General features: G+C 38.4%; 23 protein-coding genes. 17 read left to right on the forward strand and 6 right to left on the reverse strand.

Features of this window, described 5'->3' with window-relative positions:
• Positions 1–3 precede the first annotated feature (3 nt).
• On the reverse strand, positions 4–2,031 hold the full coding sequence (locus tag SHI21_RS10090) for a (Fe-S)-binding protein (RefSeq protein ID WP_323576319.1): 2,028 nt from the start codon (positions 2,029–2,031) through the stop codon (positions 4–6).
• A gap of 154 nt (positions 2,032–2,185) precedes the next feature.
• Between SHI21_RS10090 and SHI21_RS10095 the strand changes: the two genes are divergently transcribed.
• Positions 2,186–3,220 (forward strand): hypothetical protein, encoded by a 1,035-nt coding sequence (locus SHI21_RS10095; protein ID WP_323576320.1) that lies wholly within the window; start codon positions 2,186–2,188, stop codon positions 3,218–3,220.
• On the opposite strand, the gene SHI21_RS10100 is transcribed toward SHI21_RS10095, so the two are convergent.
• Complete coding sequence (locus SHI21_RS10100; RefSeq protein ID WP_323576322.1) at positions 3,217–4,053, reverse strand: Hsp33 family molecular chaperone HslO; 837 nt, start codon at positions 4,051–4,053, stop codon at positions 3,217–3,219. The genes SHI21_RS10095 and SHI21_RS10100 overlap by 4 nt on opposite strands.
• 48 nt (positions 4,054–4,101) lie before the next feature.
• On the opposite strand from SHI21_RS10100, the gene SHI21_RS10105 reads away from it, so the two are divergent.
• The 9 genes from SHI21_RS10105 to SHI21_RS10145 all read left to right on the forward strand — a co-directional run bounded on the left by SHI21_RS10105 (position 4,102) and on the right by SHI21_RS10145 (position 17,258).
• Positions 4,102–6,387, forward strand: coding sequence for a PD-(D/E)XK nuclease family protein (locus SHI21_RS10105; RefSeq protein ID WP_323576324.1), 2,286 nt, complete (start codon positions 4,102–4,104; stop codon positions 6,385–6,387).
• Entirely contained in the window at positions 6,384–9,647 is a 3,264-nt protein-coding gene (locus SHI21_RS10110) for a UvrD-helicase domain-containing protein (protein WP_323576326.1), read from the forward strand. The genes SHI21_RS10105 and SHI21_RS10110 overlap by 4 nt, the downstream gene beginning before the upstream one ends.
• A gap of 81 nt (positions 9,648–9,728) precedes the next feature.
• Entirely contained in the window at positions 9,729–10,445 is a 717-nt protein-coding gene (locus tag SHI21_RS10115; protein WP_323576328.1) for an outer membrane beta-barrel domain-containing protein, read from the forward strand.
• Between the two features lie 16 nt (positions 10,446–10,461).
• Positions 10,462–11,886 carry a hypothetical protein gene (locus tag SHI21_RS10120; RefSeq protein ID WP_323576330.1) on the forward strand — a complete coding sequence of 475 codons (1,425 nt, stop codon included), beginning with the start codon at positions 10,462–10,464 and terminating at the stop codon, positions 11,884–11,886.
• Positions 11,887–11,888: 2 nt separating this feature from the next.
• Positions 11,889–14,777: a tetratricopeptide repeat protein gene (locus SHI21_RS10125; RefSeq protein ID WP_323576332.1), complete on the forward strand. Its 2,889-nt coding sequence runs from the start codon at positions 11,889–11,891 to the stop codon at positions 14,775–14,777.
• Positions 14,777–15,712, forward strand: a complete 936-nt coding sequence (locus tag SHI21_RS10130) for a tetratricopeptide repeat protein (protein WP_323576334.1) — start codon at positions 14,777–14,779, stop codon at positions 15,710–15,712. The genes SHI21_RS10125 and SHI21_RS10130 overlap by 1 nt, the downstream gene beginning before the upstream one ends.
• A 1-nt stretch (position 15,713) precedes the next feature.
• Complete coding sequence (locus SHI21_RS10135; RefSeq protein WP_323576339.1) at positions 15,714–15,989, forward strand: hypothetical protein; 276 nt, start codon at positions 15,714–15,716, stop codon at positions 15,987–15,989.
• Positions 15,990–15,994: 5 nt separating this feature from the next.
• Positions 15,995–16,699 carry a hypothetical protein gene (locus SHI21_RS10140; protein ID WP_323576342.1) on the forward strand — a complete coding sequence of 235 codons (705 nt, stop codon included), beginning with the start codon at positions 15,995–15,997 and terminating at the stop codon, positions 16,697–16,699.
• A 184-nt stretch (positions 16,700–16,883) separates the two neighbouring features.
• Complete coding sequence (locus tag SHI21_RS10145; RefSeq protein WP_323576344.1) at positions 16,884–17,258, forward strand: hypothetical protein; 375 nt, start codon at positions 16,884–16,886, stop codon at positions 17,256–17,258.
• Between the two features lie 3 nt (positions 17,259–17,261).
• On the opposite strand, the gene gmhA is transcribed toward SHI21_RS10145, so the two are convergent.
• Together gmhA and trxA are read right to left on the reverse strand one after the other, a co-directional pair.
• Positions 17,262–17,837: a D-sedoheptulose 7-phosphate isomerase gene (gene gmhA, locus SHI21_RS10150; RefSeq protein WP_323576346.1), complete on the reverse strand. Its 576-nt coding sequence runs from the start codon at positions 17,835–17,837 to the stop codon at positions 17,262–17,264.
• Positions 17,838–17,840: 3 nt separating this feature from the next.
• The gene (trxA, locus tag SHI21_RS10155; protein WP_323576348.1) at positions 17,841–18,164 is read right to left on the reverse strand and encodes a thioredoxin; all 324 of its coding nucleotides are present in this window, start codon (positions 18,162–18,164) and stop codon (positions 17,841–17,843) included.
• A gap of 158 nt (positions 18,165–18,322) precedes the next feature.
• Between trxA and SHI21_RS10160 the strand changes: the two genes are divergently transcribed.
• Both SHI21_RS10160 and polA read left to right on the forward strand, forming a co-directional pair.
• Complete coding sequence (locus SHI21_RS10160; RefSeq protein WP_323576350.1) at positions 18,323–18,823, forward strand: RDD family protein; 501 nt, start codon at positions 18,323–18,325, stop codon at positions 18,821–18,823.
• A gap of 26 nt (positions 18,824–18,849) precedes the next feature.
• Positions 18,850–21,510 (forward strand): DNA polymerase I, encoded by a 2,661-nt coding sequence (gene polA, locus SHI21_RS10165; RefSeq protein ID WP_323576352.1) that lies wholly within the window; start codon positions 18,850–18,852, stop codon positions 21,508–21,510.
• Here polA and SHI21_RS10170 read toward each other — a convergent pair whose 3' ends face one another.
• Positions 21,511–21,921, reverse strand: a complete 411-nt coding sequence (locus SHI21_RS10170; protein ID WP_323576355.1) for an OsmC family protein — start codon at positions 21,919–21,921, stop codon at positions 21,511–21,513. It lies immediately after the preceding gene.
• Positions 21,922–22,097: 176 nt separating this feature from the next.
• Here SHI21_RS10170 and SHI21_RS10175 point away from each other — a divergent pair, with 176 nt between their 5' ends.
• The 5 genes from SHI21_RS10175 to SHI21_RS10195 all read left to right on the forward strand — a co-directional run bounded on the left by SHI21_RS10175 (position 22,098) and on the right by SHI21_RS10195 (position 25,804).
• Entirely contained in the window at positions 22,098–22,385 is a 288-nt protein-coding gene (locus tag SHI21_RS10175; protein WP_323576357.1) for a co-chaperone GroES, read from the forward strand.
• A 34-nt stretch (positions 22,386–22,419) separates the two neighbouring features.
• Positions 22,420–24,060: a chaperonin GroEL gene (groL, locus tag SHI21_RS10180; protein WP_323576359.1), complete on the forward strand. Its 1,641-nt coding sequence runs from the start codon at positions 22,420–22,422 to the stop codon at positions 24,058–24,060.
• A gap of 185 nt (positions 24,061–24,245) precedes the next feature.
• Positions 24,246–24,680, forward strand: a complete 435-nt coding sequence (locus tag SHI21_RS10185; protein WP_323576361.1) for a hypothetical protein — start codon at positions 24,246–24,248, stop codon at positions 24,678–24,680.
• Between the two features lie 264 nt (positions 24,681–24,944).
• Complete coding sequence (locus tag SHI21_RS10190; RefSeq protein ID WP_323576363.1) at positions 24,945–25,370, forward strand: hypothetical protein; 426 nt, start codon at positions 24,945–24,947, stop codon at positions 25,368–25,370.
• A complete protein-coding gene (locus SHI21_RS10195; protein WP_323576365.1) occupies positions 25,370–25,804 on the forward strand; it encodes a hypothetical protein in 435 nt (144 codons plus the stop codon). Before SHI21_RS10190 ends, SHI21_RS10195 begins: the two co-directional genes overlap by 1 nt.
• Here the strand turns inward: SHI21_RS10195 and SHI21_RS10200 are convergent.
• A complete protein-coding gene (locus SHI21_RS10200) occupies positions 25,801–26,727 on the reverse strand; it encodes an alpha/beta hydrolase (protein ID WP_323576367.1) in 927 nt (308 codons plus the stop codon). The genes SHI21_RS10195 and SHI21_RS10200 overlap by 4 nt on opposite strands.
• Positions 26,728–26,910: the final 183 nt, after the last annotated feature.

Raw genomic sequence — 26,910 nt, forward strand, 5'->3', positions numbered from 1 at the left:
ATCTTATAAAACTGATCTGGCCAGAATAGAGGCGATATCTTCAACTTCAAGGTTTTCCGTTTCCTTAACGTGAGCTTTCGACGAATTAAAGTTAATCATACAATAAGAACAGGCCGTAGCCAATTTGTTAACTTCTTTTTCACCGATGTCTTTAAGTCGGTTATTCGCGATATGCTCTCCTTCCGGAAGCTCGTACCACATATTTCCTCCGCCCATTCCGCAACAAAGGGCCTTATCTTTGCTTCTTTCCATTTCTTTTAACTTTAGACCTTGGATTGAATTTAAGATCGCTCGAGGTGCATTGTACTGGCCATGGTGGCGGCCAAGGTAACATGGATCGTGGAAAGTCAGTGATTCGTTGATCGGTTTTTCAGGGAAAAGTTTCCCTGTATCAATCAGTTCAGCAAGAAGTTCAGTGTGGTGGACTGTATCGAAGGCCCCATCATCGAATTTAGCGTACTCTTTTCCGATAGTGTGAAGACAGTGAGGACAATGAGTCACAACTTTACCAAAATCGTATTGGTTCATGTTGGCGATGTTCTCGATTGCGATTTCATAGAATGAATACTCATCGCCGAAACGTCTAACCGGGTCACCATTACATTTTTCTGTTTTACCCATAACTGCGAAACTCACGCCTGCTTTTTTCATCATGGCGATCGTGTCTTTAACTACTTTTTGGTTAGATCCATCATATGAACCTGCACACCCAACGTAGTATAGGTAGTCCACTTTTTTACCAGCTTCAATTACAGGAATGTCTAAACCATCGGCCCATTTGAAACGGTCATGTTGAGCGATACCCCAAGGGTTACCTTGGTTTTTAATTTTGTTGATAGCGTCTGCAGCTGCTGGAGGAATATCTCCAAGAGTTAGAGCTTTGTAGCGTTTAGCTTCCATGATGATGTTAACGTGTTCGATGTTTGCAGGACACTCTTCCATACAAGCACCACAAGTCGTACAGGCATCAAGTTCGTTAGCAGAGTAGATTGGAGCGTCTCCCCAGATTTCTGCATCTGTCTGACCAGCTTCTTTAGTTGCATAAGCAAGATCGCGAGCTTTTGTAATAATCTTTTTCGGATCAAGGATTTTTCCAGCTAGGTTAGCTGGGCACACTTGTGTACAACGACCACATTCAACACATGAAAGCAGGTCGAGGTTGTTTTTCATCGAAAGCTCTGAAAGTTTACCAAGACCAAAAGTCTCAGCATTTTCATTTTCAAAGTTCATTGGGTTTAAAACAGCTCCACGTCGCTCAGGAGTTAGTAGTGCTTCGATTGGAAGTAAGAAAATGTGTCCAAACTTCGAGTAACCAATACTTGCAACGAATGCCATGGTGTTAACCATGTGAAGAAACCATAGTGATCTGAAAGTGTAAGCTAGGATTGAATCAGAAAGATTTAGGTAACCAAATGCACTTGCAATGGCCCATCCGATTGGTGACCAGTGAGATTCATTGATTGGCATTCCTGTTCCAAGAATTCTCAGACCTTCAATGAAGTAACCGATAACAACTAAGGCAACAAGCATTCCGTACATGAAAAGTTCTTGTTTTGGTTTTGTTGCTGATAAGTAATCAGGCTTCTTGATGTAACGGCGGTGGTAAGCGATAGCGATACCAGCTAAAACCATTAAACCAGCAAAGTCGGCCAGAAAAGAGACAACGATATAAGTTGTACCTTCGAAAATCTTAAATGGAGTATCTGCATGAACTGCAACGATGTCTGTTGCGATAAACAGAATTAAAAATCCATAAAAAATTAAACTGTGAAAAAATCCTACGTATTTAAAACGTGGAACCTTTCCGGTTAAAATTGATGTGAAAAAGAATTTCGACCAGTTTAACTTTTCAGGAAGTAACGATTTAATTCCTTTGAAGCCTTCACCTTTGGTAACGAATAATAATTTTTCGTACATTCCTTTTACTAAAATAACCATGCTGCAAATAAATAGTGCGTACATAGCGTATTTGAAAGAATGCGGAATATTCCACATGATTTCTCTGGTGGCGAGTGTAGTTACATCTCCCATAGCGTCTCCTAAATAAGGTCGAGTGAATTAATCTGGTATTAAATTTTGTGAACATAGATAGAATAGATGAGATTGCCTTAGAATTAAATGAGAAATTTAGTTAAAATGGAGGCATAATAAAAGTCCCAATATCAATTTAGATTGGACCATTTCCATGAAAAGAATTTTACTTCCTCTCCTTACGATTTCTCTTATCAGTTGTGCCAGAGTTCAGACTCTGAATTTGCAACCGCATTCTTACTCGGAACGTCCGAAACATATCGTTTGGATTCAAATCGCAGGATTTACGGAAGGGCATTTGCCTCTTTTAAGATTCAATGTGGCGGATGCAGGACATAAAACCAACATGGAACAAGTGGATTGTGTTGGAAAAATGTGGAGTTACAATCTTTATCAACTGCGTCCAGAAGCAAGTAAGAGTTTCATTTCTCAAATGACCGGCTCTAAAAATATCAAAGGAACTTGTGAGGACTACGAAGCGAAGGCCTCGACTTCTTATTTAGAGAACATTGGTTATGAAGTGGCAGTTTTGGAAAGTGGTGCAGCTGCTGAGCAAAGTTTAGAAAAAGCGTTAGGCTGCTCAAACAATAACACACTCGATCTTAGTAAAATGAGACTTTATAAAATGGGTGCAGAGTCATCATCAGCGCTTAAAACTTTTCACTATCAAGATTCTCCTGAACAAGTCACAGAGTCGATGAAGCCGGGAATGTATTATGACCGCTCATGCCAGAAAGGGATTTGTTACTCTAGTTTATCAAATAATTTTAAAACTCTTTGGAGTCGCTTAACGAAAGATCGTTTAAAAACATTTTTCATCGTCCGCGATTTTAATTTTCAAAAGGCCTTGAAGAAAAAAGATTTAACACTCGCTAAAGAAGCTTTATTAGAACTGGATAGAATCGTTGGATCATTCCCAACGGATAGATTAGATGAAATTTTAGTTATTGTGAGTGGAGCAGAGTCTCAACCAATGGAGTTCCCACTTCAAGGAAAAGAGTGGTCTGACTTTGAGAAGACGGGAAAAAATGTGATTTATAAAAATACTGCATTGATGTCACCGGTACTTGCTCGTGGTCCAATGGCCGAAAATTTTTGTGGGATTTTTGATGAATCAGAAATGTTGAAAAGAGTGATTTATAAACCGGAAGGGAAGAAGTTCAACTGGGACAGCGTGAATCCGTTCTAGCTTTCGAATTCTTCGCGAGTTAAAAGATAGCTGGTTTTGCAGTAGTCGCACTTAGTTTCGATATGTAATTCACTTGGGTCAAAGACTGAGTCCATTCCATTTGCCCAAATGATTGAGCGAATTCCCTCGAACATTCTTTGTCTTGAACAAGTGCATTTGAAAACGATTTCTTTAGAACCTAAGAAGATTAATCCTTCGCGCTCGAAGTGGTCTTGAATGTCTTTTTGTTCGGTTGTTCCAAGATCGTAAAGCTCTTGAGTCTTCTCACCAATTCTTTTCCAGTAGTCATCAATCGATAAAATATAGTGTGTTTGAACTCTATTAACATTGATTTCCGGAAGCTTCATAATCATGACACTTTGATCAGACGTCTGACTTAAAAAAACTTCACTATTAATTTGATAAGACTCTTTTAGGATTTTATTAACAACCTGATGGAAGTCGATATCATCTAATTGAATAATTGATGTATATGGTTGCGGATCGTCTGGAGAAAGTTTAACGATACGGCATTTACCAATAATTGTTTTAGGGAATTCATTAAAACTTTCCGGTAAAAGAAGAGTTCTCATTTGCCCTTGGTCACTCATTTCAATTTTTAAACGGAAATAAGGTTCTTCTGAATCGATGTAAATCCCGAGACCTTCGCCTGGTTTTAGAAAAGAGATCATTGGTTGAAGAGAAAGAATTGCGTCACGATAATATTGGAAACCGCCCCCGACAACCGCGTGGATGATGGCCAAGTCATTAATTAACTTTTGCCCTTCTAAGAAGTTTACTGTGAAACCTTCTTTTTGATCAATAAAACTATACAATCGACTTTCTGGAAGCATAAAATCTTTTTACCCTAAATTTAGAGCTTTGTCTTGGAGAAAAGCGTTGTGCTAGAAGTAGTCTTTTATCAAAACAACCAAGATTTATTGCAAAAATTGCAGGATGAAAATCCTCCCTTGGTTATTTGTCCCAGCCCACAGGTGGCCGATAATTTAAGAAGCCTCGCTCCAGAACTGGATATCATCACTATTTCTAAATGGACTTCAGACCACTTAAAAAAATTAGGTCTGTCTCGTTCAAGAAAATCTGAACTCATGATTAAACTCTCGGCAGTCTGGAGACATTATTTTCCAACTGAGTCGACAGCTGTTTTTTTAGAGGCCTTTGAACTTTTCACAGAACTGCGTTCATACACATTGGACATGGGACTTTTAAATGAATTCCTCCAAGAGCTGGATGAAGTGGTCAGAAAGTCGATTCATGTCTTCTGGCTTTATTTAGATCAAGAAAAAATTATTGATGAGCATTTAAGTTACAACAAAGTGACTGAATCAAAACACCATATGAGTATGTGGTTTGTTGGATTCAAGCACATGAGTGGCGTGCAGATCGATATGCTAAAAACATTAAGTGAAACTCAGGATATTGAAGTTTTATTTCCTTATCCTGTTTACACCGACTCTCTTCCAAATGACTGGATTAGATGGTTGTCAGCTGATGAAATTAAAAAGACGAAAAGAGAAGGTCCGATTTCAGAAGTACGTGTCGCGCTTATTCCGAAAGGGAAAGCGAACATTGTTTTAAATAAATTTTTTGAAACTCATCCGAGTTTTGATTTAGTTATGGCCGGGACTCAAGTGGGCCTTGTGTCTTATCAGGAAGCGCAGAAAGAGCAATCGTTTTTTAAAACGACGGAAGACTTGTTTGCTGTAGAGCTTGAGCTGTTAACGAATGATCTTAGAAAGAAGCTTAAAGAATTAAAAGTGATTACTGTTGAAGAGATTAATACTTATTTTGAAGAAGTGAGACTTGCAGCGATTGCAAAAGGCGAATACCGCAAATTAAAAATGGTTGAGCTAATGGGAGTTGCGGTTGTTGATTATTCTGAGTTTCAAAAAACCATTGATGGGTTTGCGATTGATATCTTTGAAGTCATCGTAAGACTGAATTCTCCACGCGTTTCGTTTTTATCCCTGGAAGAACACAACCAGCGATCTTTCCTGGATATGAATGGATTGAACTTTAGAGATGAAGAGCGCGAAATCGTCCTGCTTGCTACTGAGAGCATGGGTGGGTTTAGAGCGAATGAGAGAATTTTAAGTGAAGCGATGACGAAAGCTTTAAGAGTGATCGGGCCGATTAAGAGAGCTGGACTTGATTTCTTATTTCATAAATATGAACTCCTATCTATTTTAGCTGATTCTAAGAATGTTCTTTTAATTGAAGAACAAGTTATGGAAACAGATTTATCGTGGAGAGAAGTGCTAAAGCATTTTGATGTTATGGATTTTGATTTAGGTGTTAGGTATTCAATTAAGAAAATTCAAGAATACTTAAGTCCTAAAAAGAAAACCGGACCTTTTGAGCAGAAGTATTTTTCTGCTTCAAGACTGCAGTCTTATATTGATTGTCCTCAAAAATATTATTTCAACTATATTGAAAAAATTGAGAACCGTCCGGAAGAAAGATCAACTCTTGGGCCGGATGAATTAGGGAATCTTGAACATAAGATTATTGAAACTTATTTTGTTGAGAATGGGTTTAAAAAAGATGATGTGATCAATCTGGATCATCACCGCAAAGCTTGTGTGCGAGTTTTTAATGAGTACATTACAGCAAGCAGACTTATTTTAAATGAAACTGAAAAAGCGAGAGCTTATAACGAGATCATGCACTATACGTGGAATGGTATTGTTTTCTTACTAGATTTGATGGGAACAAAGTCAGCTACTGGGATTCGTTTTGAAATTCCACTGGGGACAAACCCGTGGACGCTTAAAGGGTCTATCGACTGCTTGATTGAGATTGGCGATAAAAAAGCGATCGTTATTGATTTTAAAAGATCAAGTAGTGCCACTGGAACTAAGGCCGAGACTTTGGAGTTTAAGAAAATCCAGTTATGGGTTTATCTTTTAACACTAAAACATCAAGGATATGACATCGACTCTTTTGGTTATTTGAATCTAAGTGATTTAAGTGATGATAAGTTATTTTTTGATACGACAGACGCGGAAAGCTTAATGAATTCGTCGATGGAGTTTGCAAAAGATGTTATTGAGAAAACTATTTCTGGAATTCAGACGAATACAACTTTTAAGCCTCACCCGCGTGAATCGAAAGTTTGTAATTACTGCCCGGTCAATTTATTTTGTCTGAAAGGGGAGGTCGTATGAGTTCATCAACAGGTGTAAAAACTCCCAACGCTGAACAGATGATTGCAATCAACCATCTTGGTGGAAAGATTCTTTCTGCTGGGGCGGGATCTGGTAAGACATTCGTCTTAATTGAACACATTATTACATGGCTTGATAATTTAAGAATGAAGACTCCTGCGTCTGACTGGCCGCAAGTGATTCCTTTTCAATTGCCAAAAGTCGTGTTGATGACCTTTACTAAAAAGGCCGCAGGGGAAATGTCGATTCGTATGATGAAGAGACTTGATGACCTGTGTGATAGTCATCACGATGATAAAGAGGGAGAGTTTTGGGAAATTGTCAGACAGTATCTGTCGATGATGAACATCACGACTATCTCATCTTTTTGTCATCAGTTATTAGGCCTTGGATATTTTCAGGATGTCGGAAGTGATGTTCAGATTTTATCTAATGTTGAATTTAAAAACAAAATTTCAAATCTTTTTAATCTTTGGTTTATTTCAAAGAGCAATAACCTAAACCAGGTTTTTCAGGCCAACTCGACAGCCCTTATTGGGGCCATGATTGAGATTTACAATTCACCGGAGCTTAGGCTTCTGTGGAAAGAGCCGCTGGTTAAAACATCTCCTGAGCGCGAGCTTAATGAGTATGTTGGAAAGATGATCAATGAATTAGGTCTAGAAGATCTTTTTGATGGATCACTGGATCTAAATGCAGATGCTAAGGAAAGAGAAAAGGGATGGTTTGTCCTTTTACAAAGTTTTGATCAGCTAATTCAGACTTCGGGGAATTTTTCTGCGGATAGCTTTAAAGCTTATGCTGAATGGGCGATGAATGTGGGAAGACTTCCGATTGCGGTTAAAGCAATGAGTGAAGATCAAAAGTTTCATTTAGAGAAAATCAAAGTATTAGTAAAAGAGTTAAGAGATATTCAAGAAGACTTTATTAATTTCATTGAAAACTACGACACTTATTGGTCGTGGGTTGAAATCTTTCAAGAAGTTTATAACTTCATTGACCGCAACTACTTCCTTGAAAAAGGTTTTGCTTTTGCCGATCTTGAGTACTACACGTGTGTTGGGCTTCGAAATTCAATGATCCGTGAAAAGATCAAAAAGAATTACGATTACTTTATCGTAGATGAATTCCAGGATACGTCATCAGTTCAATATGAAATTATTCAACACCTGGTAGGGGATAATCACCAGAGAATCTTTTGTGTTGGAGATAAAAAACAGGCCATTTACGGATTCAGAGGGGGAGAACTTTTAGTTTTCAACCAATGTTCTGAATTGTTGGGAACTGAGAATAATATCTGGTTAAAAAATAACTTCCGTTCGGAAGGGAACGTGATTCGTTTCAATAACCATTTCTTTGAAAGAATTTTTCCTCTAGGCCATGGTTTTGAAGGAATTGACCCTAATACTGTTTTAATGGAAGCTCAGGCAATTCCGGAAGCAAAAACTGCTGCTGGAGAAGTTGAGAGATTTAAAACTGAAATCATGGGACTTGAAAGCGATAAGAAGCTCGATTTAGATTTCTATGAAGCAGAAGCTTTATACCAAGTGATTACTGATTTATTGGCACGAGACGAAATTGAAAATGTTTGTGTGCTTTATCGAAAATTAAGACCTAGTGCTCTTTTACTTGATCTACTGGCGGAAAACGAAGTGGCCTTCAGTGCTCAGGTAAAAGTTCAGTACGGTGAAGACCCGATCATCAATTTATTCTTGCGCTCGATTGAGTTGAAGTTAAATCAGAACGATCCTTTAAAGTTATCTTCAACACATTTTTTAATGAACTCACTATTGGAAGTCTTAAATGTTAATGCCAAAGCGGCCGATATTCAGGAGAGATTCCTTGGGGATTTAAGTATCCTGGGACTAAGACTTGCTTTCCATAAGCTGGTTTACTCATTTGGGATTAGTAATTCTCAGTATCAGGAAAACAGCAAACTCATCGATTCGATTTGTAGAGTTTGTAATGAAGACCTGATTAAGGTTTTCCATTTGTTATCAAGTGAGAGTGAAGAAGCTTATTCTCTTCAGTTAATGAATGGAGCAAGAGCAAAACGAGTGATCATCATGTCGGCCCATGCTTCAAAAGGATTGGAGTTTGATGCGGTCTTGTTGGGAGGAATCCATAACAATGGCGTGCAGATGGGGAAGACGGATACCATTGGGAAACTTCCAAAAAGTTTTAGATGGAAAAAAGTTTATAATCAAAAGAAATTTTATAAGTCACCGACTTACTATCTTGAAGCTGATATTGATAAAGCGAAAGAGTTTTCTGAGAGTAAGAGATTGCTTTATGTAGCTTGTACTCGCGCTGTGAAGTATCTGGGATGGATTGATTTGTGGGCGACGATTGATGGGAAAGAAAAAATTCTTTCTACGGGATCGAATCACTGGATTAAGGCCATGAGGATAGCAAAGGAAAATGATAACCTGATTATTGAAAAGACGATTCAGCTTGGTTCAAAAGCTATTCATCAGGAAGCTGATATTCCCTTAATTCTAAAAGATTCATTGGGAATTGTTTCACTTGGGAATCATGGAAGGCTTGGGGTTTTTGCTGATACTTCAGTGACAAAACTTGCTCAACTGGCCCAGTGTCCGTTTAAGTTTTATCTTTCTAATATTTGTAAAATCACTCCGCCAAAATTATCTCCGAAAATCTTTATGGATATGGGAGATGATGAAGAGGGGATTGAGGCAGAAGAAGTATTCTATTCATCAATGGAGCGAGGGACGAGAGTTCACGCCGGGCTTTCTAAGTTAATGCTTGGTGAGATGGAATTATCTGATGTCGCAATCGAAGAGAGAGAAAAATTAGAATGGGTTCTATCGGAAGCAGACAAAGTTTTTGATGGAAAAAATGTCATCAGTGAAAAACAAATTAAATTTTCATTCTTCGGACAAATGATTTCAGGAACACCTGATTTAATCTTCGAAGACGACACCGAAGTCATCGTTTGGGACTTCAAAACAGGGACTCGAGACGAATCAAATGAAGAGAGCTATTGGTTTCAGTTAATGTGTTACGGGTACGCTTACGCTAATCTGAAGCATTTTACTCCGGAAAAAAGTGTTCCTCTTACTCTACTATATGTCGACCAGAAACAGTCGGTTACTAAAGTGCTTACATTGGGCCAAATTAGTGCACTTCTCTTTGAGAAATGGTCAAAAACAGAGTCTCTTAATCAAGTTAATTTGGAGCACTGTTTTCACTGTGACTACTCATCAATTTGCGTTCACTATAAAAGTTCTGCTCCTTAGTTGCTCCACTTCCATCCTGTGTTAAAATATTCTTAAATTCTAAACCTTAATGGTTGATGACACTCATAAAGCAGGATGCGTATGAAATCAAAAGTTTTGGCTTCTTTAGTTCTATTCACGTTAGTATTCACGACAAATTTATTCGCAAGTGAGAAAGACATTTATGAATTCTCATGGCTAGACCCGGACAAAGAAGTATTCGTTCTTCAAAACAGAAAGTTTAGAAAAGCAGGACATCTTCATTTGAATTTAGGTGCAGGTATTACGACATCTGGTGCATTCGTTGATGCGACATCAATTCAAGGTAGAGCAGGGTATTTCGTAACTGAAGACTATGGTCTGGAAGTTATCTACGCTAAAAATAGTGGTAAAGAAAATGATACAGCTAAGGCCGTTCGCAGCGGTGGAGGCGGTGGTACAGGAACAACTCCATTCAGAAGAATCGTTCAAAGTTACACAGGGGCGATGTTTTTATGGTCTCCGTTCTATAGCAAGATCAACACATTCAACAGTATTGTTTACATGGACTGGATCTTTGGTGTTGGTTACGCATCTCTTGTAGAAAAAAACAACAAGCTACGTTTCACTGAAGGTCAATCTGCAGAAGGGATTGAGACAGAAGAAACTCATAGTGGTGCAATGTGGGAAGCTGGTCTTAAATTTTACTTAACGGAACATTTAAATATCAGAACAGACTTAACTGCAATTCACTACAAAGCTGAAAATATTTCTGGTGATGGAAAATCAAGTTACAAATCTAACTTTGATGCAACTGTGTCTCTTGGTTACTCATTCTAATTAGGGAGAAGTTAATATGAAAAAATCATACTTATTACTTTTCTTGCTAACGGTTGGAATGAACGCAGAAGCTTCAATTTCAGGTGCAAGAAAATTATATCAGTCCGGGGATAAGTCTCGTTACGCTCAAGTCGCGGCGGAACTAGTTCAGGAAAAAATGTATTTCAGTGCTGTTCCATTTATCAAAGAATACCTTTCTTCAACTGGAAGAGTGAACGACGCTGCTGTTGATAAAGTTCTTGATGATGTGATCACGCAAGTTGGTGTAAAACAATTTGAAGTTTTACCGGAAAACATTTTACAAAAATCAAATGCTCCAACGGTTCGCTATATTTTGGCGAAAAAAGCATTTCGTTTAAAAAAATACGATCAAGCACTTAAGTACCTTGATAGAAAAATCGAAGACTGGCATCCAGTGAAGCCTTTCGCTCTATTGTTAGAGGCGAGTACATATGCTGTTAGTAAGAGAGAAGATAAGGCCGTAGGTATTTTTAGAGCGTGTATCGATGTTGCTGACTCTCAAATTAGCAAGCTTGATGCGAAAGAAAAAGATCGTATTAGACAATTAAGAATCACAAGAGACTACTGCGTAGTGGGAATTCCTCGCGTGCAGTTTGCTACAACTAAATTCGAAGAGGCCAATTCAAGTTACCTTGATTTGCCAAAGTCATCATACATCTGGCCGGAAATCCTATTTGAAGAAGCATGGAACAGCTTTTACTTAAAAGACTACAATAGAACTTTAGGAAAGCTTGTTACTTATAAAGCACCAGTTTTTGATTACACTTTCAACCCTGAAATTGAAGTTCTAAAAGCTCTTTCTTATATGGAGCTTTGTCTTTGGGATGACTCGAAAAAAGTCGTTGAAGAGTTTTACACGACTTATGAAAAAGACAACGTAAGTTACAAAAAGTTTATCGATTCTTTAGGGAAAGATTATCGTCAGTATTATTTACTGGTGAAGGATCGTGCAGAAGGGAAGTACAGAGAAAATAAAATCCTAAGTACTGCTCTTGCTCAAATTGGTAGAGACCCAGCTTACCTGGAGCTTTATAGCTCATTCAATAATGGCCGTGATGAAATCGAAAGACTGAAGAGCCTTCCGAATGATTCTCTAAAAGCTGCATTGAATGACAACCTTCGTGAAGCTTTAAGTCTTCAAAGAAACCTGATCGGAAGTTATATCCGTGGGCAACTTCAGCTTTATGCTGCTCAGGTAACAAGATCTTTTGAAGATATGAGTTATATCAGTCTGGAAGTTTTATCTAAGAGAAAGACTGAGCTATATGACGACGTTTCATTAAGAGAACCGGGGAGAGCAAGAGGAAATGTTGCTCACCTACGTAGAACTGACAAACAGTATTTTTGGACTTTTAACGGTGAGTTCTGGGCAGATGAGCTTGGGGACTATGTATTCTCATTAAAATCGGAATGTAAGTAATTATGAAAAGAAAAATGCTTTTATCTTTTTGTTTGGGATTATTTTTAACGAACGCTGCAATTGTTCCAGTGGCACACGCCGATGTTGAACAAAGAAGGGCGGAGTTAATTAAAGTTTTGGATGATGAGCTTCGTGAAGTGACTCGTCTTAATAAACAGCTTGGAGCGCAGAGGCCAGACCTCATGCTTCGTATGGCCCAAGTGCTTTTAGAAAAAGCACGTCTTCTGAAGGATCAGGAAAACCAAAAGTTTCTTGAAACTCAGGATTCAAAAAGAGATAAAATTAATAAAGACGAATACTTTAAAGAGTCTCGTCGTTATTTTGATCAAGCTCAGAAAACTGTTTTAGTGATGCTGAAAAAGTTTAAGAGATTTGATGAAAAAGGGGATGCGTATTACATCCTTGCTTATAACGCTAAAGAATTAAAGCAAGACGAGCAGTCGAGAAAGTTCTTCCAGAAAGCATTGGAAGAATCAAAGTCGAACTCAGTTATTGCTGATAAATCACGTATTGCACTTGCTGAAATCTACTTCAATAAAGGGTCATTCGATAAATCGATGCAACTTTATGAAGCTGCTTTAAAAAACAAGCGCGATAAATGGTGGACGAAAGATGCTTTCAACCTAGCTTGGTCATATTTCAAGATGGGAAGATACGATAAGGCCATTGATACAATGACTGAGTCTTATGAGCTTTCAAAAAATCCTAAGTATATCGATATGAGTAAAAGTATCGAGAGAGATTTAGCTTTCTTCTACACTGAAGCAGGGAAGTCTAACGAGGCCATCGCATTCTATAAAAAGAATGGAAAGTCAGTCTCAGACATCATGCTTAAAGTTGGTCGCTACTTAAAGCAACAAGGAAAGTTCACTCAAGCAGAGAAGACTCTTGCAGATGCACTTCAGTATAAGACGAGTGAAAAAGAAGAAGTTGATATCAATATCGAACTTATTTCTCTTTATGAGAAATTCGGTCGTGATCAAAAGCACCTTGAAACAAGCCGTTTTTTAAGCGCGCAGTTTTCAAAAGGTAATTTAAATCCTGATCAGGTTGAAATTCTAAGATTTAACGTTGATAAAATGTCAGCTCTTATTCAGCAGCAGTTAGTTGCTAAGACATACGACAACTCAGCTGATATTCGTGCAAAGAAAACAGACGCTGCTAATGAATATTTCATGATGAGTGCTCTGGTTACTCCCACAAAAGCTCAGGAAGCTTACTTCCACGCTGGGGAGACCTATTTCGCTGTAGGACAGTTTGATAAAGCAGTTCCACTTTATGCTGAGGCGATTAAGCGCTCTCAAGTAAATAAAGATAAAAAGACTGAAGGCCTTGCAAGTAACGCTTTAATGGTGTCACTTGGTAAAGGTGTGAACAAAAAAACAACTGAAGACTACCTGATTCCTGCTTACGAAGGATTTCTTTCGTCAGATCCAAAAGGGGAGAGATCAAGCGTTGTTTACCAACGTCTTTTCTCAGCTCAAATGGGGAAGAAGAATGTTGCTGGCGCTGAAAAAGTTTTAATGAACTATAAAGCGAATTTCCCAGGTGAAGTTGATACACAAGAAAAAATGCTAGCTCAGGTTATGGACTTTCATAAAGACTCTGGAAACAAAGCTGCTCTTGGTGAATGGTCAAAGAGAGTTGAGTCAGGAGAATTTAAAGTTAACCCTGAATACGCAGCAAAAGTTAAGACTCTTGTCCTTGGAATGCAATTTGAAAAAGTTGAACAGGCCAGTGTAAAAGGTGACAAGCGCGGAGCTCTTAAAGGGTATTTGGAAATTTACAAATCACCAGAGACAGACAACGAAGCTAAGAAGACAGCTGCTTATAACATCGCCGTTTTATTCTATGAAACAGGGGACTGGAAGCAGATGTACGGATGGGCAGATCGTGCTGTTGTGATGATGGCACCAGCTGAAATCAATAAATTTGAAAAAGACTTTATTCTTTTCACAACAGATCTTTTCCAACGCCGTCAGTTCGCTGAATCAGCGGCATTAAGTGAAAAGATTTTTGATAAAACATGTCAAACGAGCTCAAAGAGCTTAAAAACATTTTTTAAGAATGCGAACGTTATTTATCTTGCTGATAAACAGTTTGATAAAAGCGCGAGCCTTTTAGATAGAGCTCCAAAATGTGGATTAGGTAACGATGTTATCCTTCCTGGATACCTTGATCATTTAAATGAACTAGCTGCTTCAAGCAAGTGGGGATCATTCAATGAAATTATCAAGAAACTGGAAGCTTCTAAAGAAATGTGGCCCCAGCTAATTTATCCATCAAGCTTACTTGCTAACGAACTTGAGAACATCGGACGTGTTGATGATGCCAAGAAAGTTAGAGTGAAGATGATTACATATTTTGAAACGGCTAAAAAATCTAAAATGAATGTTCCTTTAGAAGGATTAGATGCGATTTCATTAATCAGACTTGCTGCTCTTGAAGATCAAGTGAAGAGATTAACGGCGACAAGACTAGCTTTCCCGGAAGCAGAGTATAACAAAAACTTAAAAGCAAAATTCGTAATGCTGGATAAGATTACAACTGAGGCGATTTCAATTGCTGAACTTGGATCTGGTATTGGTATCGTAAAAGCTTATCGTTATCTGGTATATGCTCACGAGTCGCTTAAAAATGAAATCGTAAACTTCAAACCTGAAGGGAAGTCTGCTGAGTACGTTTCGTCTTTCCAAAAAGGAATGCAGAAACTTGGTGCTCCTTTAGAGAAACAAGCTGAAGACTTCAGAGAAACAGCGATTACGAAAATTGAAAAAGAAAACATTTTATCCCCAGACAATGGTTGGTTCTTAGTTAAGAACGACGCAATCATTCCAGAGTACTTTAATGACAATGGAAACGTATTGATGGATAAGGCAGGCGCAAAATAATGAAAAAACTATTACCAGTATTACTTTTATTCTTATCAGCTTGTTCAACGACTCCGGGAAATGTCTCGGGTGATAAAGTTAACAAAAGAGCATTGAGCTCATCTGAAGATGATTTCAAATGGGTTGAAGGCCTGGACTTTGATAAAAAGTCTGAAGAGAAGTATAGAGCGGATAAAGATGAGTTTGATTTTTCATCATCTGATGAATCGGCACACGCACTTGTGAAAGAATCGTTAGCTTCACTTCCAGCAGCAAAGTTAGAAGAGGCCGTTTCAAATACGAATGATCCTTTAATGAAAATCAACGTTAAATGTTACCAGGGTAAATTTGATGAAGCGCTAAAGATCGCTGACGATCAATACTCAAAGTATAAAAACAATACGAGTTACTGGAACCAATTGGGAACGTGTTATTTCCTGAAGTCAGACTTTGCTAAAGCAATTCTTTTCTACAATAAGTCGCGCGACCTTGATGCTAAATTCATTCCACCGGTTAATAACCTGGGAGTGGTTTATCAGAGACAAGGAAAATTCCAGAAGGCACTGGCAGCGTTTAAACTTGCTGCTGACTTAAATACATTTTCTGTGACGCCAACTTACAACCTTGCTCAATTGTACCTTCGTTTTGGTACAGTTGGAAAAGCACTTCCTATTTTCCAAGGACTACAAAAGCGCAGTCCAAAAGATGTTGAAGTGGGATCTGCTCTGGCATCAGCTAATTTAATTAAAGGTGATTACCAAACAGCAGTAGATATCTATGCACGATTCGATAAAGCAACATTAGCGAATCCATCAGTAGGTCTGAACTATGCCGTGGCCTTGAAACTGTTAAACCGTCCGCAAGACGCTCAGACAGTACTATCAAACGTATCTGGACCAACAACAGGTGCGATGGGCGAATATGCACAAAGAGTTGATAAATTTGTAAGGAATTAATATGAAAACATTACTAGCAATGCTTCTTCTTTCAACAACTCTTCATGCTCAGGATTTCGCTGACGGACAAGAGGGTAAAGTCGGAAATAAAAAAGTTATTTATACTTATAAGCAGTATGAAAAATTTGATTTTGATGACCTGAACATTGAAGGGGATTCGGGAGCGCCGAACGATCTTTCAATTTCACCTATTCATGAGAAGCGTTTTACGAATCGTCTTCCATATAGAAAGTCGTTTACTGTAGAAATTAAAAAAGGGATTGAGCGCGTTCGCTAATACCTATGCTTAAATTTGTATTTGCCTTATTTTATTTTTCTTTAACAGTGGCTCAGGCCGCTGATCTTGATACTAATTATGTGACCTTCAATGTTTCGGAAAGAAATATGGAGCTCTCTCATAATGAGTCATCGGCTGCAACGAATTTTAAATCAATCAATGCAACATATTCGATTCCTGTTTTTTCTTTAAAAGCAGGATTAGAAAAAGAAATTTTTGAAAACCAACCACTCTCTTTCACGCTTGGTGGAAGTTATGGTCTTATGTATGGTAAAAAGAAAAAAGATTTTCTGGCAACCGACACGCAAATCAGCGACAAAGTTTCAGGAACATTTTATACGCTTGGTGGAACGGCCAATGCGAATTTCATGTGGCAAAAAATGCGATCACAGGTTTTTGGCGGACTCAATATTGTGAAGAGTGATACAAAGTATAGAGTTACAAGCGGACTATTTTCCAGCGATGCTTCACAAACCAACCTTGATTATAAAGAAGATGGAACTCAGTCATTTCTTACTGCTGGTGTGCGCTTTTTTGATAATAAGCTGGGGCTCTTTTCAATCATCTCTCTAGAGTATGAAGTGACTTCAACTTTTACCAATAATCTTACCGCTTCGAAAGTCGATGGTGCGAGTGTTTTAATCTCAAATCCGGCCACAATCGAACATAAGCCTCTGGTGATTAATTTAGGTTTCGGGATCACCTTTTAGCCCAGTGACAGTCTTTTTTGGCAGGCCTTTCCCAATGCACACACTACCTTTCAATGACTTAACTTAGGGCCAAGGTTTTAAGCTCATCATCGGTTATACTAACTTCATGAATGTTTTAAAGAACCTCTCAGGAATACAACTCACGAGGATAAAGCTAGCGTTACTTCTAGCGTTTAGTACTTTGATGTTGTTCCAGTTTTTGATTGGGTTTCAGTCTTTCGATGATTACCTCATCGCGTTTGTGTATGTTCTTTTCTTAAACGATCTTTATATCAAAGTTAAAAAACCAGATCTTTGCTTTTATCACGACGAGAGATTCAAGCGCTCGGTGATGTCGATCATCTTTATGGTGCTTTTTACTCTGCCGTTTCTCTTGGATGGATTTAATGTCACTGATGCCACTAGAGGGTTTATATACCGCTTAGGATTTATGTTGTGGGCACAGATCTTCTTGTTGGATGCTTTTGTTCAATACAGACAGACGCAATCGCGCAACTGGCTTGTGATTACCAATATGGCAGCGTTGTTAATTATCTTTGGGGCGTTTGCGAATATCTAAAAGTTAGTAGTTCTCTGGGAACATACTTCTTTCGATTCCTTCAATGAAGATGTGAATACACTTAATGTGAACTTCCTGAATGCGATCACTCACTGGTGAATCAACAACGATAGCTACATCAACCATATTCTTTAATTTCCCACCGTCTTTACCTAAAAGCCCAATAACTTTCATTCCCTTTTTTCTAGCAGCTTCAGCAGCTAATAAAACGTTTGGTGAATTTCCAGATGTTGAGATTGCAAGAAGGACATCACCTTTATTTCCCCAAGCTTCAACGTAACGAGAGAATACGACATCGTATCCATAGTCATTTGAAACACAAGTCAGGTGAGAGGGATCGTTGATTGCCATAGCGGCAAGAGGAGCTCTTTCTTTTCTAAATCTGCCAGTAAGCTCTTCTGCAAAGTGCATAGCATCGCACATAGATCCGCCGTTTCCACAGCTGAACATGCGACCGTTGTTTTTGTACGACTCGACCATCATGTTGATGGCCGAATTAATTTTTTCAACGTTGTCTTTATTTTCAATAAATGAAGTTAAGACTTTCTGTGCATCCTGAAGTGAGCTTAAAGCAAACATGGATTATGCCATCTCTTCTAGAGATTTTTTGATTTCGTCTTTTGCTTGAACTCCAACAAGAGTTTTTGCAGCTTGACCATTCTTGAAGAAGATCATTGTTGGGATCCCACGGATACCATACTTTTGAGCTAGCTCAGGATTGTCATCAACGTTAACTTTTACGATTTGAGCTTTTTCGCCTAATTCTTTAGCAACGTCGTCAAGTATTGGTCCAAGAACGCGACATGGTCCGCACCACTCAGCCCAAAAATCTACTAGAACTGGTTTGTCTGATTTTAATACGTCTGTTTCGAAATGCGCTACGTCTGTCTTATTTACTGAACCCATAAGGATCTCCTTCATTAGTTGAATATTCATTCTACATAACTCTAAGTGTGATTGAAAACTTAAAAATATAGCGCTTCGCAATTGTCTAGGTGTCAGAATGGTAACTAACACAGGGCTTTTCCTTTGCAATTTCTTTGGTGTGTCACTAATATTGGTTTATGGATAGAAAGTATGTCCTCGAAAAAGCGATACGTGTCGCAAAATTAACTCGCCTCATAGCAAAAGCAATCGATCTCTTTATCGTATTGTGTTTTTCTATTTGGTTTTTTCCCCTAGGAATTGTCCTGGGAGTTATTTATATGTCGGTGTGCGACGGAATGAGTAATGGGCAGTCTGCTGGAAAAAAGTTTATGGGATTTGCAGTGAAGTCTCTGGAAGATGGATCTCCATGTTCATACAAACAATCTGTTATTAGAAATCTTCCTTTTACTTTACCTTTACTCGTTGCTTCACTACCAATTGTGGGATGGATTTTAGGTCTTATTCTTGGTATCGTTCTCATTGGATTTGAACTCTATCTTCTTTACAATCTCGACTCAGGACACCGTCTTGGTGATGTCATGGCAGACACTAGCGTTATGGCCAACGATGACAACTTCGCCGGAGTAAAAAATCGAAAGACAAGTTGGTGGACTTCAGATACACCTGGGTCTATTTAATTTTCTATTTTTTTTAGGATTCACCTATGTCAAAAAAGCGTTTGATTATCGTCGACGTCTCTAATTTTATATTCCGTGCATTCTATGCCATTCGTCCTATGCATTCGCCAGAAGGTGTTCCAACGAACGCTGTTTATGGAATGCTGACAATGCTGATGAAACTTTTATCTGATCACAGACCAACTCACGTTTTTCTTGCAAGAGATACGAAAGGTGGATCTTTTAGAAATACACTTTACGATCAGTATAAGGCCAACAGAACGGCACCTCCTGAAGATTTAATTCCTCAGTTTGCGCTGATTGATCAGTTAATTCAGAAAATGAATCTTCCCACTTTTTCAATGGATAACTACGAAGCCGATGATATTATCGGATCAGCTTGTGTGCAGTGGAAAGAGCAGTTTGACGAAATTTTTATCGCTTCAGGTGATAAGGATTTAATGCAATTTGTTCACGGGAATACAAAACTTCTCGATACGATGAAAGATAAAATCTATTCACCGGACGACGTTGAAATAAAAATGGGCGTTCGACCTGAGCAGATCGTAGATTACTTATCAATCGTTGGAGATACATCGGATAACATTCCGGGGATGAAAGGGATCGGTGCCGTTGGTGCTGCAAAACTTTTAAAAGAATACGGAACATTCGATAACATCGTAGCTAACGTTGATAAACTAAAAGGTAAAAAAACGATTGAAGCTTTTACTGAGCATTTAGAGCTTGGGATTCTTTCAAAAAAATTAGTTCAAATTTATACGGAAATCGAGTTAGGCCATACGCCAGAAGAAACGGCCGTTTCTTTTTATCCAACTCAAGAACTTTCTGATTACTTAAAAGACTTAGGTTTCAAAACGATTTTAACAAAACTTCAGGACATGCGTTTTCAACATCACATGGGCCGTGAAATGGATAAACGTGTTGATGGAACTCCTGATGCAGGGCCAATTGATAGTCCATTATTTCATCAGACAAAGTCTTCTCCAGTGACAATTATCGAAGTGAATGAACATAACTTTGATGAAGTTTTAAGTGAAGCACTGGCGACAAAACAAGTTTCAATTCATAACTGCTATGACACTGACGATATCTACGCGAGAAAAATCACGCGTATTTATTTTGCTTACAACGACACTCACGCTTACACGGTGGAGAGTAATCTAGTTGAAAGTGCTTTAAAGAAACTTTGGAATGACCCTGAAGTGGAAATTGTAGGGGAGAGTTTAAAACGTGATTACGTTTACTCACTTGTCAATAATATCGGATTTACAGCAAAGAAATTTGACGTAGGTCTTGCTCACTTCAATACCGATTCTGTCTCTCGTCACGACCTAGATGTCATGATGAAAGAATACTTGAATATGGAACCAGGTGAAGATGAAAATCAAGCTAATGGAGAGCGTGCTTACGCCCTTCTAGTAATTGCAAAAATTCTAAAAGAAAAAATGGAAACATTGAAAGTTTTAGATATTTATAACTCGATTGATTTAAATATCATTCCGGTTTTAGCGAAGATGGAAAAAGAGGGGATTTCTCTTAACGCCAATTACCTTCGCGAATTTGAAGTTGAACTATCAACTGAAATTGAAAGAATTGAAAAAGAGATTTTCCGTATTGCTGAAACAGAAATCAACCTGAATTCACCGAAACAAGTAGGAGTTCTTTTATTTGAAAAACTACAGCTTCCTCCTGTTAAAAAAACAAAAACAGGTTACTCAACTGACGCCGAAGTTTTAGAAGAATTAGATGGAATGAATTTAAGTGAAGTCCCTGGACTACTACTTACTCACCGTGAATACGGAAAAATTCTTTCAACTTATGTAAAGGCGCTACCTGAACTGGTAAATCCTGAAACAAAAAGAATTCATACAAACTTCAACTTAACAGTGGCGCAAACTGGAAGACTTTCTTCAACAAACCCGAACCTTCAAAACATCCCAGTGAGAAGTCCTATGGGTGAAAAAGTGAGAAAGGCCTTCATCGCAAAACCAGGTAAAATTCTGCTTTCGGCCGATTATTCTCAAGTAGAACTTCGCCTTCTTGCTCATTTTTCTGAAGACCCGACAATGCTAAAATCCTTCCAGGACAATGTCGATATTCACACTCAGACAGCTTCTGAGGTGATGGACATTCCTGTAACTCAAGTGACGAGCGTCGAGCGATCAATGGCAAAAACAGTTAACTTTGGACTTATGTACGGACAGTCTTCATTTGGACTTGCTTCGACATTAAAGATTTCAAGAACTGAAGCAAAACAATATATCGATAAATACTTTGCGCGCTTTAGTTCAATTAAAACATTCCTGGATACACTGAAAGATAAAGCGGAACAAACTGGTTACGCAGAAACTTTCCACGGAAGAAAAAGATTTCTTCCAGATATCCATTCACAAAATAGAACGATTAAAGCTCAAGCAGAAAGAATGGCGATCAACAGTCCTATTCAGGGAACTGCAGCTGATATTATTAAAATCGCCATGATCAATATCGACCGTCAGATGACAGAACAAAATCTGAAATCAAAAATGCTTCTTCAGGTACACGATGAACTTATCTTTGAAGTCGTAGAAGAAGAATTAGCGGTGATGAAAGAGCTGGTACGCGCAGGTATGGAAAATGTTGTCGAACTGCGCGTACCACTTAAAGTTGATATGGGAATCGGGATTAACTGGTACGATCTGAAATAATTAGAATGTCTTGTAGTGAAAAACTACTGGGATATTCATTTCAGAACTTAAACTTCTTGTAACCGGACAGGTGTGAGCGATTTTTTCTAAAGTCGCTCTCTCTTCCGCAGATAACTTCGCCGGTAGCGTTAATTCCACGGCCAGTTCATGAATCTGCCTTGGCTCCATTTTCATTTTCTTTGTCACATGAAAGGCAGACCCCTTTAAATCTATTCCATTTTTTTCGCCGTAGATGGCCATTGTTGTAAGAATGCAGCTTCCTAGAGCTGCGCCCACCATATCCGTAGGGGAGAAGGCCTCGCCGCGCCCATTGTTGTCCTTAGGGGCGTCAGTGTGGATGACATTCCCCGATGGGCCGTGAGTAATCGCGCAATGCTTATCTCCTTCGTATACTCCTGTCATTGTAACCATTTGAGTTCTCCCATTTAAATATTTAATAAATCCCAAAAATACTGCTCTCAACGCCATAAAAAAGCAAAAATAACAATCCGTGTCGGTATCTTATAAAAATATTTTGCCAGCTACCCTTGACACTAACGAGGTCCGACACCACATTGAGTAGGTACATTTTTTATTGGAGGAAGTTTATGCAATTAAAGCCATTACAAGACCGCGTTGTCATTCAACGTTTAGATGAAGAAACAAAAACAGCTGGTGGAATTATCATTCCTGATAGCCATACAGAAAAGCCGTCTCAAGGAAAAATCCTTGCAGTTGGAACTGGATATAGACTTACTGACGGCTCACTAAGAAGCCTTGACGTAAAAGTTGGTGATACTGTTCTTTTCGGAAAATACTCTGGAACTACTGTGAAAGTTGAAGGGAAAGACGTTCTTGTTATGAAAGAAGACGAAATTCTTGGGATTCTTAACTAATTTCAAAGAAAACAAAATTTATTAGGAGATATATATGGCTAAGGAATTAAAATACTCAGAAGACGCAAGAACTCTGATTCTTAATGGTGTAAACGCTCTGGCGAACGCTGTAAAAGTAACACTTGGACCAAAAGGTCGTAACGTTGTTATTCAAAAATCTTTCGGTGCTCCACACATCACAAAAGACGGTGTGACTGTTGCTAAAGAAATCGAATTAGAAAACAACTTCGAAAATATGGGCGCGCAAATGGTTAAAGAAGTTGCGCAAAAAACTAACGAAGATGCTGGGGACGGAACAACAACTGCAACTGTACTTGCGCAAGCAATCTACAAAGAAGGTGTTAAACTTGTTTCAGCTGGTCACAATCCAATGGACCTTAAGCGTGGTATCGATGCAGCTGTAGCTGCTGTTGTTACTAAACTTAAAGAAATGTCTAAAGAAGTTAAGACTTCTGAAGAGATCGCTCAAATTGGAACAATCTCAGGAAACAACGATATCGAAATCGGGAAACTTCTTGCAGAAGCAATGTCAAAAGTTGGAAACAACGGTGTTATCACAATCGAAGAATCAAAAACTGCTGAAACAGAACTTACTGTAGTAAAAGGTATGCAATTCGACCGTGGATACTTATCTCCATACTTCGTAAACAATCCAGAAAAAATGGAAGTTGCTTTCGATAACTGCTCAATCCTAATCACTGAAAAGAAAGTTTCTAACATGAAAGAACTTCTTCCATTACTGGAAAAAACTGTTCAATCAGGAAGACAACTTCTAATCATCGCTGAAGATATTGACGGTGAAGCACTAACAACTCTTGTTGTTAACAAACTTCGTGGAACTCTTCAGGTAGCAGCTGTAAAAGCTCCTGGATTCGGTGACAGAAGAAAAGAAATGTTAAAAGACATTGCATGCTTAACTGGTGCAACTGTTATTTCTGAAGAACTAGGAATGTCTCTAGAGACTTCTGGAGTTGAAGTTCTTGGATCTGCAAAACGCGTAACAATCGACAAAGAAAATACAACTATTGTTGATGGAAACGGAAACAAAGCAGACATCATGGCAAGAGTTGGAGCGATCAAAACACAAATCGCTGAAACAACTTCTGACTACGATAAAGAAAAACTAAAAGAAAGATTAGCAAAAATTGATGGTGGAGTTGCTGTAATTAAAGTTGGAGCACCTACTGAAACTGCTATGAAAGAAAAGAAAGACAGAGTTGAAGATGCATTACATGCAACTCGCGCTGCTGTTGAAGAAGGAATTGTTGTTGGTGGTGGATCAGCTCTACTTCACGCTTCAGTTGTTTTAAACGACCTTAAGGGACGTAACGAAGAAGAAAATTTCGGTATCAGAATCATCAAGAGAGCAATCGAAGAACCTCTAAGACAAATCGCTACAAACGCAGGTCTTGAAGGATCAGTTGTTGTTAACGAAGTTAAAGCTAACAAAGATCCTAACTTCGGTTTCAACGCTCGCGATGAAAAATTCGAAAACCTTGTTGCTGCTGGTATTATCGATCCAACTAAAGTTGTTCGTTCAGCACTTCAAAACGCATCATCAGTTGCTGGCTTAATGCTTACAACTGAAACTATGATCGCTGACATCAAGTCTGACGCTCCAGCAATGGGTGGCGGCGGAATGGGTGGAATGGGAGGCATGGGCGGAATGATGTAATTCATTCGCAGTCCACGTTCGCAGAAGTAAATTCAAGCATTCGTATAAAAAAGGAGACCAGTAATGGTCTCCTTTTTTTTGTCTTCTAAAATCTGCAACACAAATGTTTTCTAAAGTTTAATTTAAATTGTCATACGCAGCTTCTGGGTGATTAAATTTATTTAATAAATAAATTGGAGGAACTCATGAAGCTACTACTTGTACTTTGTTTTTCAATGTTTGCATCTGCTGCTATGGCATGCACTGACTTTTCTGGAAATTATAGAAATGGTGAAGGCGTGCAAACACAAATTCAACAATCAGGTTGCACAAGCGTAACTTTCTCAAACGTTGAGGGTACTGGAACGATTATCACAGACGGACAATTTAGAGTGTTACAAGACGATGCTGACGTAAGAATTTTAACATCTGCTGCATTCGTTGGTGCAACGTTAAATCTTGAAGGAAAGTTTGAATACAAACAACCAGCTCCACCAGAGATGCCATCTGAATATATCGCGAAACGTTTTTCAATGGTGTACACAAAAAGTAATTCGGGTGACGTCGTTGCTGTAATGTCAGTTTATAACTCGCAAAATCAAGTTATCTACTCTTTGACAGATTCTTACTCAAAACTATAAGAAAACTTATCTTTCTCTTACAATTTGGCCCTTCGGGGCCCTTTTTGTTTGTCACGCTCACTACACCAGTGATTAAATATTCTTAAATAAAAAAGTTCATAGAATTGTACACCAGGATCGTGTACGCAGCGTCAAGGAGTTGATCTATGGAAATCGTTTTAAGTTCTGTTCTTTGTATTGCTATCATCTACTGCCTGATTGAAATTTCTTCAATTAGTTTAACGTCGTTTCGTAAAGAGATGAGTTTAAAAGTAGCGGAATAAAATGAAAGCGATCTTCACATTAGTTGCCTTAGCCTTTTCAATAAATGCATTTGCTTGTCCAAATATTACCGGGAAATTTTTTGATGCAGATTCTGAGTTGGTTCGTACCATTACTCAAAATGGTTGCGTTGATACAACATGGTCTGATGAAGATGGTTCAACAACTCTGATCGCAGATAATGTTGAGAGAGTTTTAGAAAGCGAAGGCAGTACTACTGCTTATGCAAAAGTTTCATATACGGTAGAAGAGTTGGTTGTCGACATCCGCATGGATTGGGGTGGACACAATGATTTCGATCTTCCTGTTCGTTGGTTGACTTCTTATAGAGTCGACAAGTTTAATAATCTCGTAGAAAAAATCATTCCATTCAAGGAAGATGGTTCAGTGCTTGCCACTGAATTTATAACTTACAGAAGAGTAAAATAATGAAAAAACTAGTATTAATTTTTGGGGCTCTATTATCAGCTCAAGCTTTTGCATGCCCTGATTTAAGTGGAACTTATCAAGATAAGAATGGAGAGAGCGTAGTGCTCGCTCAAAGAGGTTGTGATGAGGTTTCTGTTTTATCCCGTCCATTAACTCATACATTGCTTCTAGATAACGTTTTCACGGTTGTCCAGGACGACAACGATGTGACGGCCTATGGTAGAGGAATTTTCGAAGGTGACGTTCTTGTACTTGAAGCAAAGGTTACATACAAAAGAGACCCAGGGATTCCAAAGTTCTTACTTCCAGTTAGGGCCGTGAATAAATACACGTCAACAACAACTGGTGATCTTCAAGAGTTGGGCACGATCTATAACTGGTATGATAAAGTCCTAACGACAACTAAGACTGTTTACAAAAAAACGGCCTACTAGTCGTTCACGTAAAACATATTCCCGTTAAACTCTTTAAATTTTACACCTAAGTATTCTGGTTTAAAGTCTTCACCATTTAAAATCGGATTGAAGACTTTATACATAAGAACTGTTTTTGAATCAAAATATCTATGGTGTGTACTAAGAGATTTCGAGAGATCAATATAGGTTGTATCTGGCGAAGTGTACTTAGCAATGGTTTTTTTTGTTAAGTGCAGGTCTCTAAAACCAAGTCCAAGTTTGTAGTATTGTGGTTTAAGAGCTTTGAGATCTAGCATATAAGATGATCTCAATACGAAGTCTCCATCATTCATTGTAATGTATTTTTTTCCAACGAAATCAATAGCAGCTACCCAATCTTTGTGATCAGTAAGGCCGACGTCTGCTCCAACTGAAACCCAGGTATTAAAGAGAGGGTGTCCGGCAGCATCATTAAGATCATGTTTATAATGTTTTTCAACATAATCACGGAACACGACATTTCCCATACTGTGAGTTAGCAGAGAGATCTTTTTATGTTGAAAGATTTCCGGATTTGCTTCTTTATAATCTTTAATTTGTTTAAAGACTTCAGCGAGCTCATCAATCGCATCCGAGGCCTTATCAGTAGGTCTCGATGTCATAGATGACCACGACTGCCAGTGAAACATAATTATCTTAGCGTTGTATGTATCTTCTAATGGTTTTAGGGTGTCCCACTTCTCGTCAATTGCACGTCCACGGCCGTGTATATAGATGATGATGTTTTTCTCAGGAGCTTCTTTCTGAAACTGATCCATGATCTCCGCTGTCTGAGCTGGTTGGCGAAGAATGAATTCATCTTTGGTGTATATTCCAATTTCATTTACATATTCCCTAGACATCGCTTGGAATGTTGTAAAACTGAATAAACCGACTAAAGCAATTTTTGTGATTGTTTTCATACCGTATTAGTCGGTTATTAATTAAAAAATCTTGAGTGTTATCTGCTTGTATAAGTGCCTCATAGCCCGTGTAAAAAAGTAATGAGGTCAAAAATTTGAATCTGACATTTTCTTTTGACACCTAAAAGGTCGGTTTAAGTGTCCTTTCGTCACTAGGACTTGAGGCTTGATTCTGGCTATCAA

The sequence above is a fragment of the Bacteriovorax sp. PP10 genome, assembly GCF_035013165.1.
GTDB classification, from domain to species: Bacteria; Bdellovibrionota; Bacteriovoracia; order Bacteriovoracales; family Bacteriovoracaceae; genus Bacteriovorax; species Bacteriovorax antarcticus.

Bases quoted from the DNA above. Each gene is read 5' to 3' on its own strand.
- SHI21_RS10095 (WP_323576320.1), top strand. From the start codon at position 2,186: ATGAAAAGAATTTTACTTCCTCTCCTTACGATTTCTCTTATCAGTTGT.
- SHI21_RS10200 (WP_323576367.1), bottom strand. From the start codon at position 26,727: ATGAAAACAATCACAAAAATTGCTTTAGTCGGTTTATTCAGTTTTACA.
- SHI21_RS10140 (WP_323576342.1), top strand. From the start codon at position 15,995: ATGCTTAAATTTGTATTTGCCTTATTTTATTTTTCTTTAACAGTGGCT.
- SHI21_RS10110 (WP_323576326.1), top strand. From the start codon at position 6,384: ATGAGTTCATCAACAGGTGTAAAAACTCCCAACGCTGAACAGATGATT.
- SHI21_RS10185 (WP_323576361.1), top strand. From the start codon at position 24,246: ATGAAGCTACTACTTGTACTTTGTTTTTCAATGTTTGCATCTGCTGCT.
- SHI21_RS10160 (WP_323576350.1), top strand. From the start codon at position 18,323: ATGGATAGAAAGTATGTCCTCGAAAAAGCGATACGTGTCGCAAAATTA.
- SHI21_RS10195 (WP_323576365.1), top strand. From the start codon at position 25,370: ATGAAAAAACTAGTATTAATTTTTGGGGCTCTATTATCAGCTCAAGCT.
- SHI21_RS10115 (WP_323576328.1), top strand. From the start codon at position 9,729: ATGAAATCAAAAGTTTTGGCTTCTTTAGTTCTATTCACGTTAGTATTC.
- trxA (WP_323576348.1), bottom strand. From the start codon at position 18,164: ATGGGTTCAGTAAATAAGACAGACGTAGCGCATTTCGAAACAGACGTA.
- SHI21_RS10170 (WP_323576355.1), bottom strand. From the start codon at position 21,921: ATGGTTACAATGACAGGAGTATACGAAGGAGATAAGCATTGCGCGATT.
- gmhA (WP_323576346.1), bottom strand. From the start codon at position 17,837: ATGTTTGCTTTAAGCTCACTTCAGGATGCACAGAAAGTCTTAACTTCA.
- SHI21_RS10135 (WP_323576339.1), top strand. From the start codon at position 15,714: ATGAAAACATTACTAGCAATGCTTCTTCTTTCAACAACTCTTCATGCT.
- SHI21_RS10120 (WP_323576330.1), top strand. From the start codon at position 10,462: ATGAAAAAATCATACTTATTACTTTTCTTGCTAACGGTTGGAATGAAC.
- groL (WP_323576359.1), top strand. From the start codon at position 22,420: ATGGCTAAGGAATTAAAATACTCAGAAGACGCAAGAACTCTGATTCTT.
- SHI21_RS10190 (WP_323576363.1), top strand. From the start codon at position 24,945: ATGAAAGCGATCTTCACATTAGTTGCCTTAGCCTTTTCAATAAATGCA.
- polA (WP_323576352.1), top strand. From the start codon at position 18,850: ATGTCAAAAAAGCGTTTGATTATCGTCGACGTCTCTAATTTTATATTC.
- SHI21_RS10125 (WP_323576332.1), top strand. From the start codon at position 11,889: ATGAAAAGAAAAATGCTTTTATCTTTTTGTTTGGGATTATTTTTAACG.
- SHI21_RS10090 (WP_323576319.1), bottom strand. From the start codon at position 2,031: ATGGGAGATGTAACTACACTCGCCACCAGAGAAATCATGTGGAATATT.
- SHI21_RS10175 (WP_323576357.1), top strand. From the start codon at position 22,098: ATGCAATTAAAGCCATTACAAGACCGCGTTGTCATTCAACGTTTAGAT.
- SHI21_RS10145 (WP_323576344.1), top strand. From the start codon at position 16,884: ATGTTGTTCCAGTTTTTGATTGGGTTTCAGTCTTTCGATGATTACCTC.
- SHI21_RS10130 (WP_323576334.1), top strand. From the start codon at position 14,777: ATGAAAAAACTATTACCAGTATTACTTTTATTCTTATCAGCTTGTTCA.
- SHI21_RS10100 (WP_323576322.1), bottom strand. From the start codon at position 4,053: ATGCTTCCAGAAAGTCGATTGTATAGTTTTATTGATCAAAAAGAAGGT.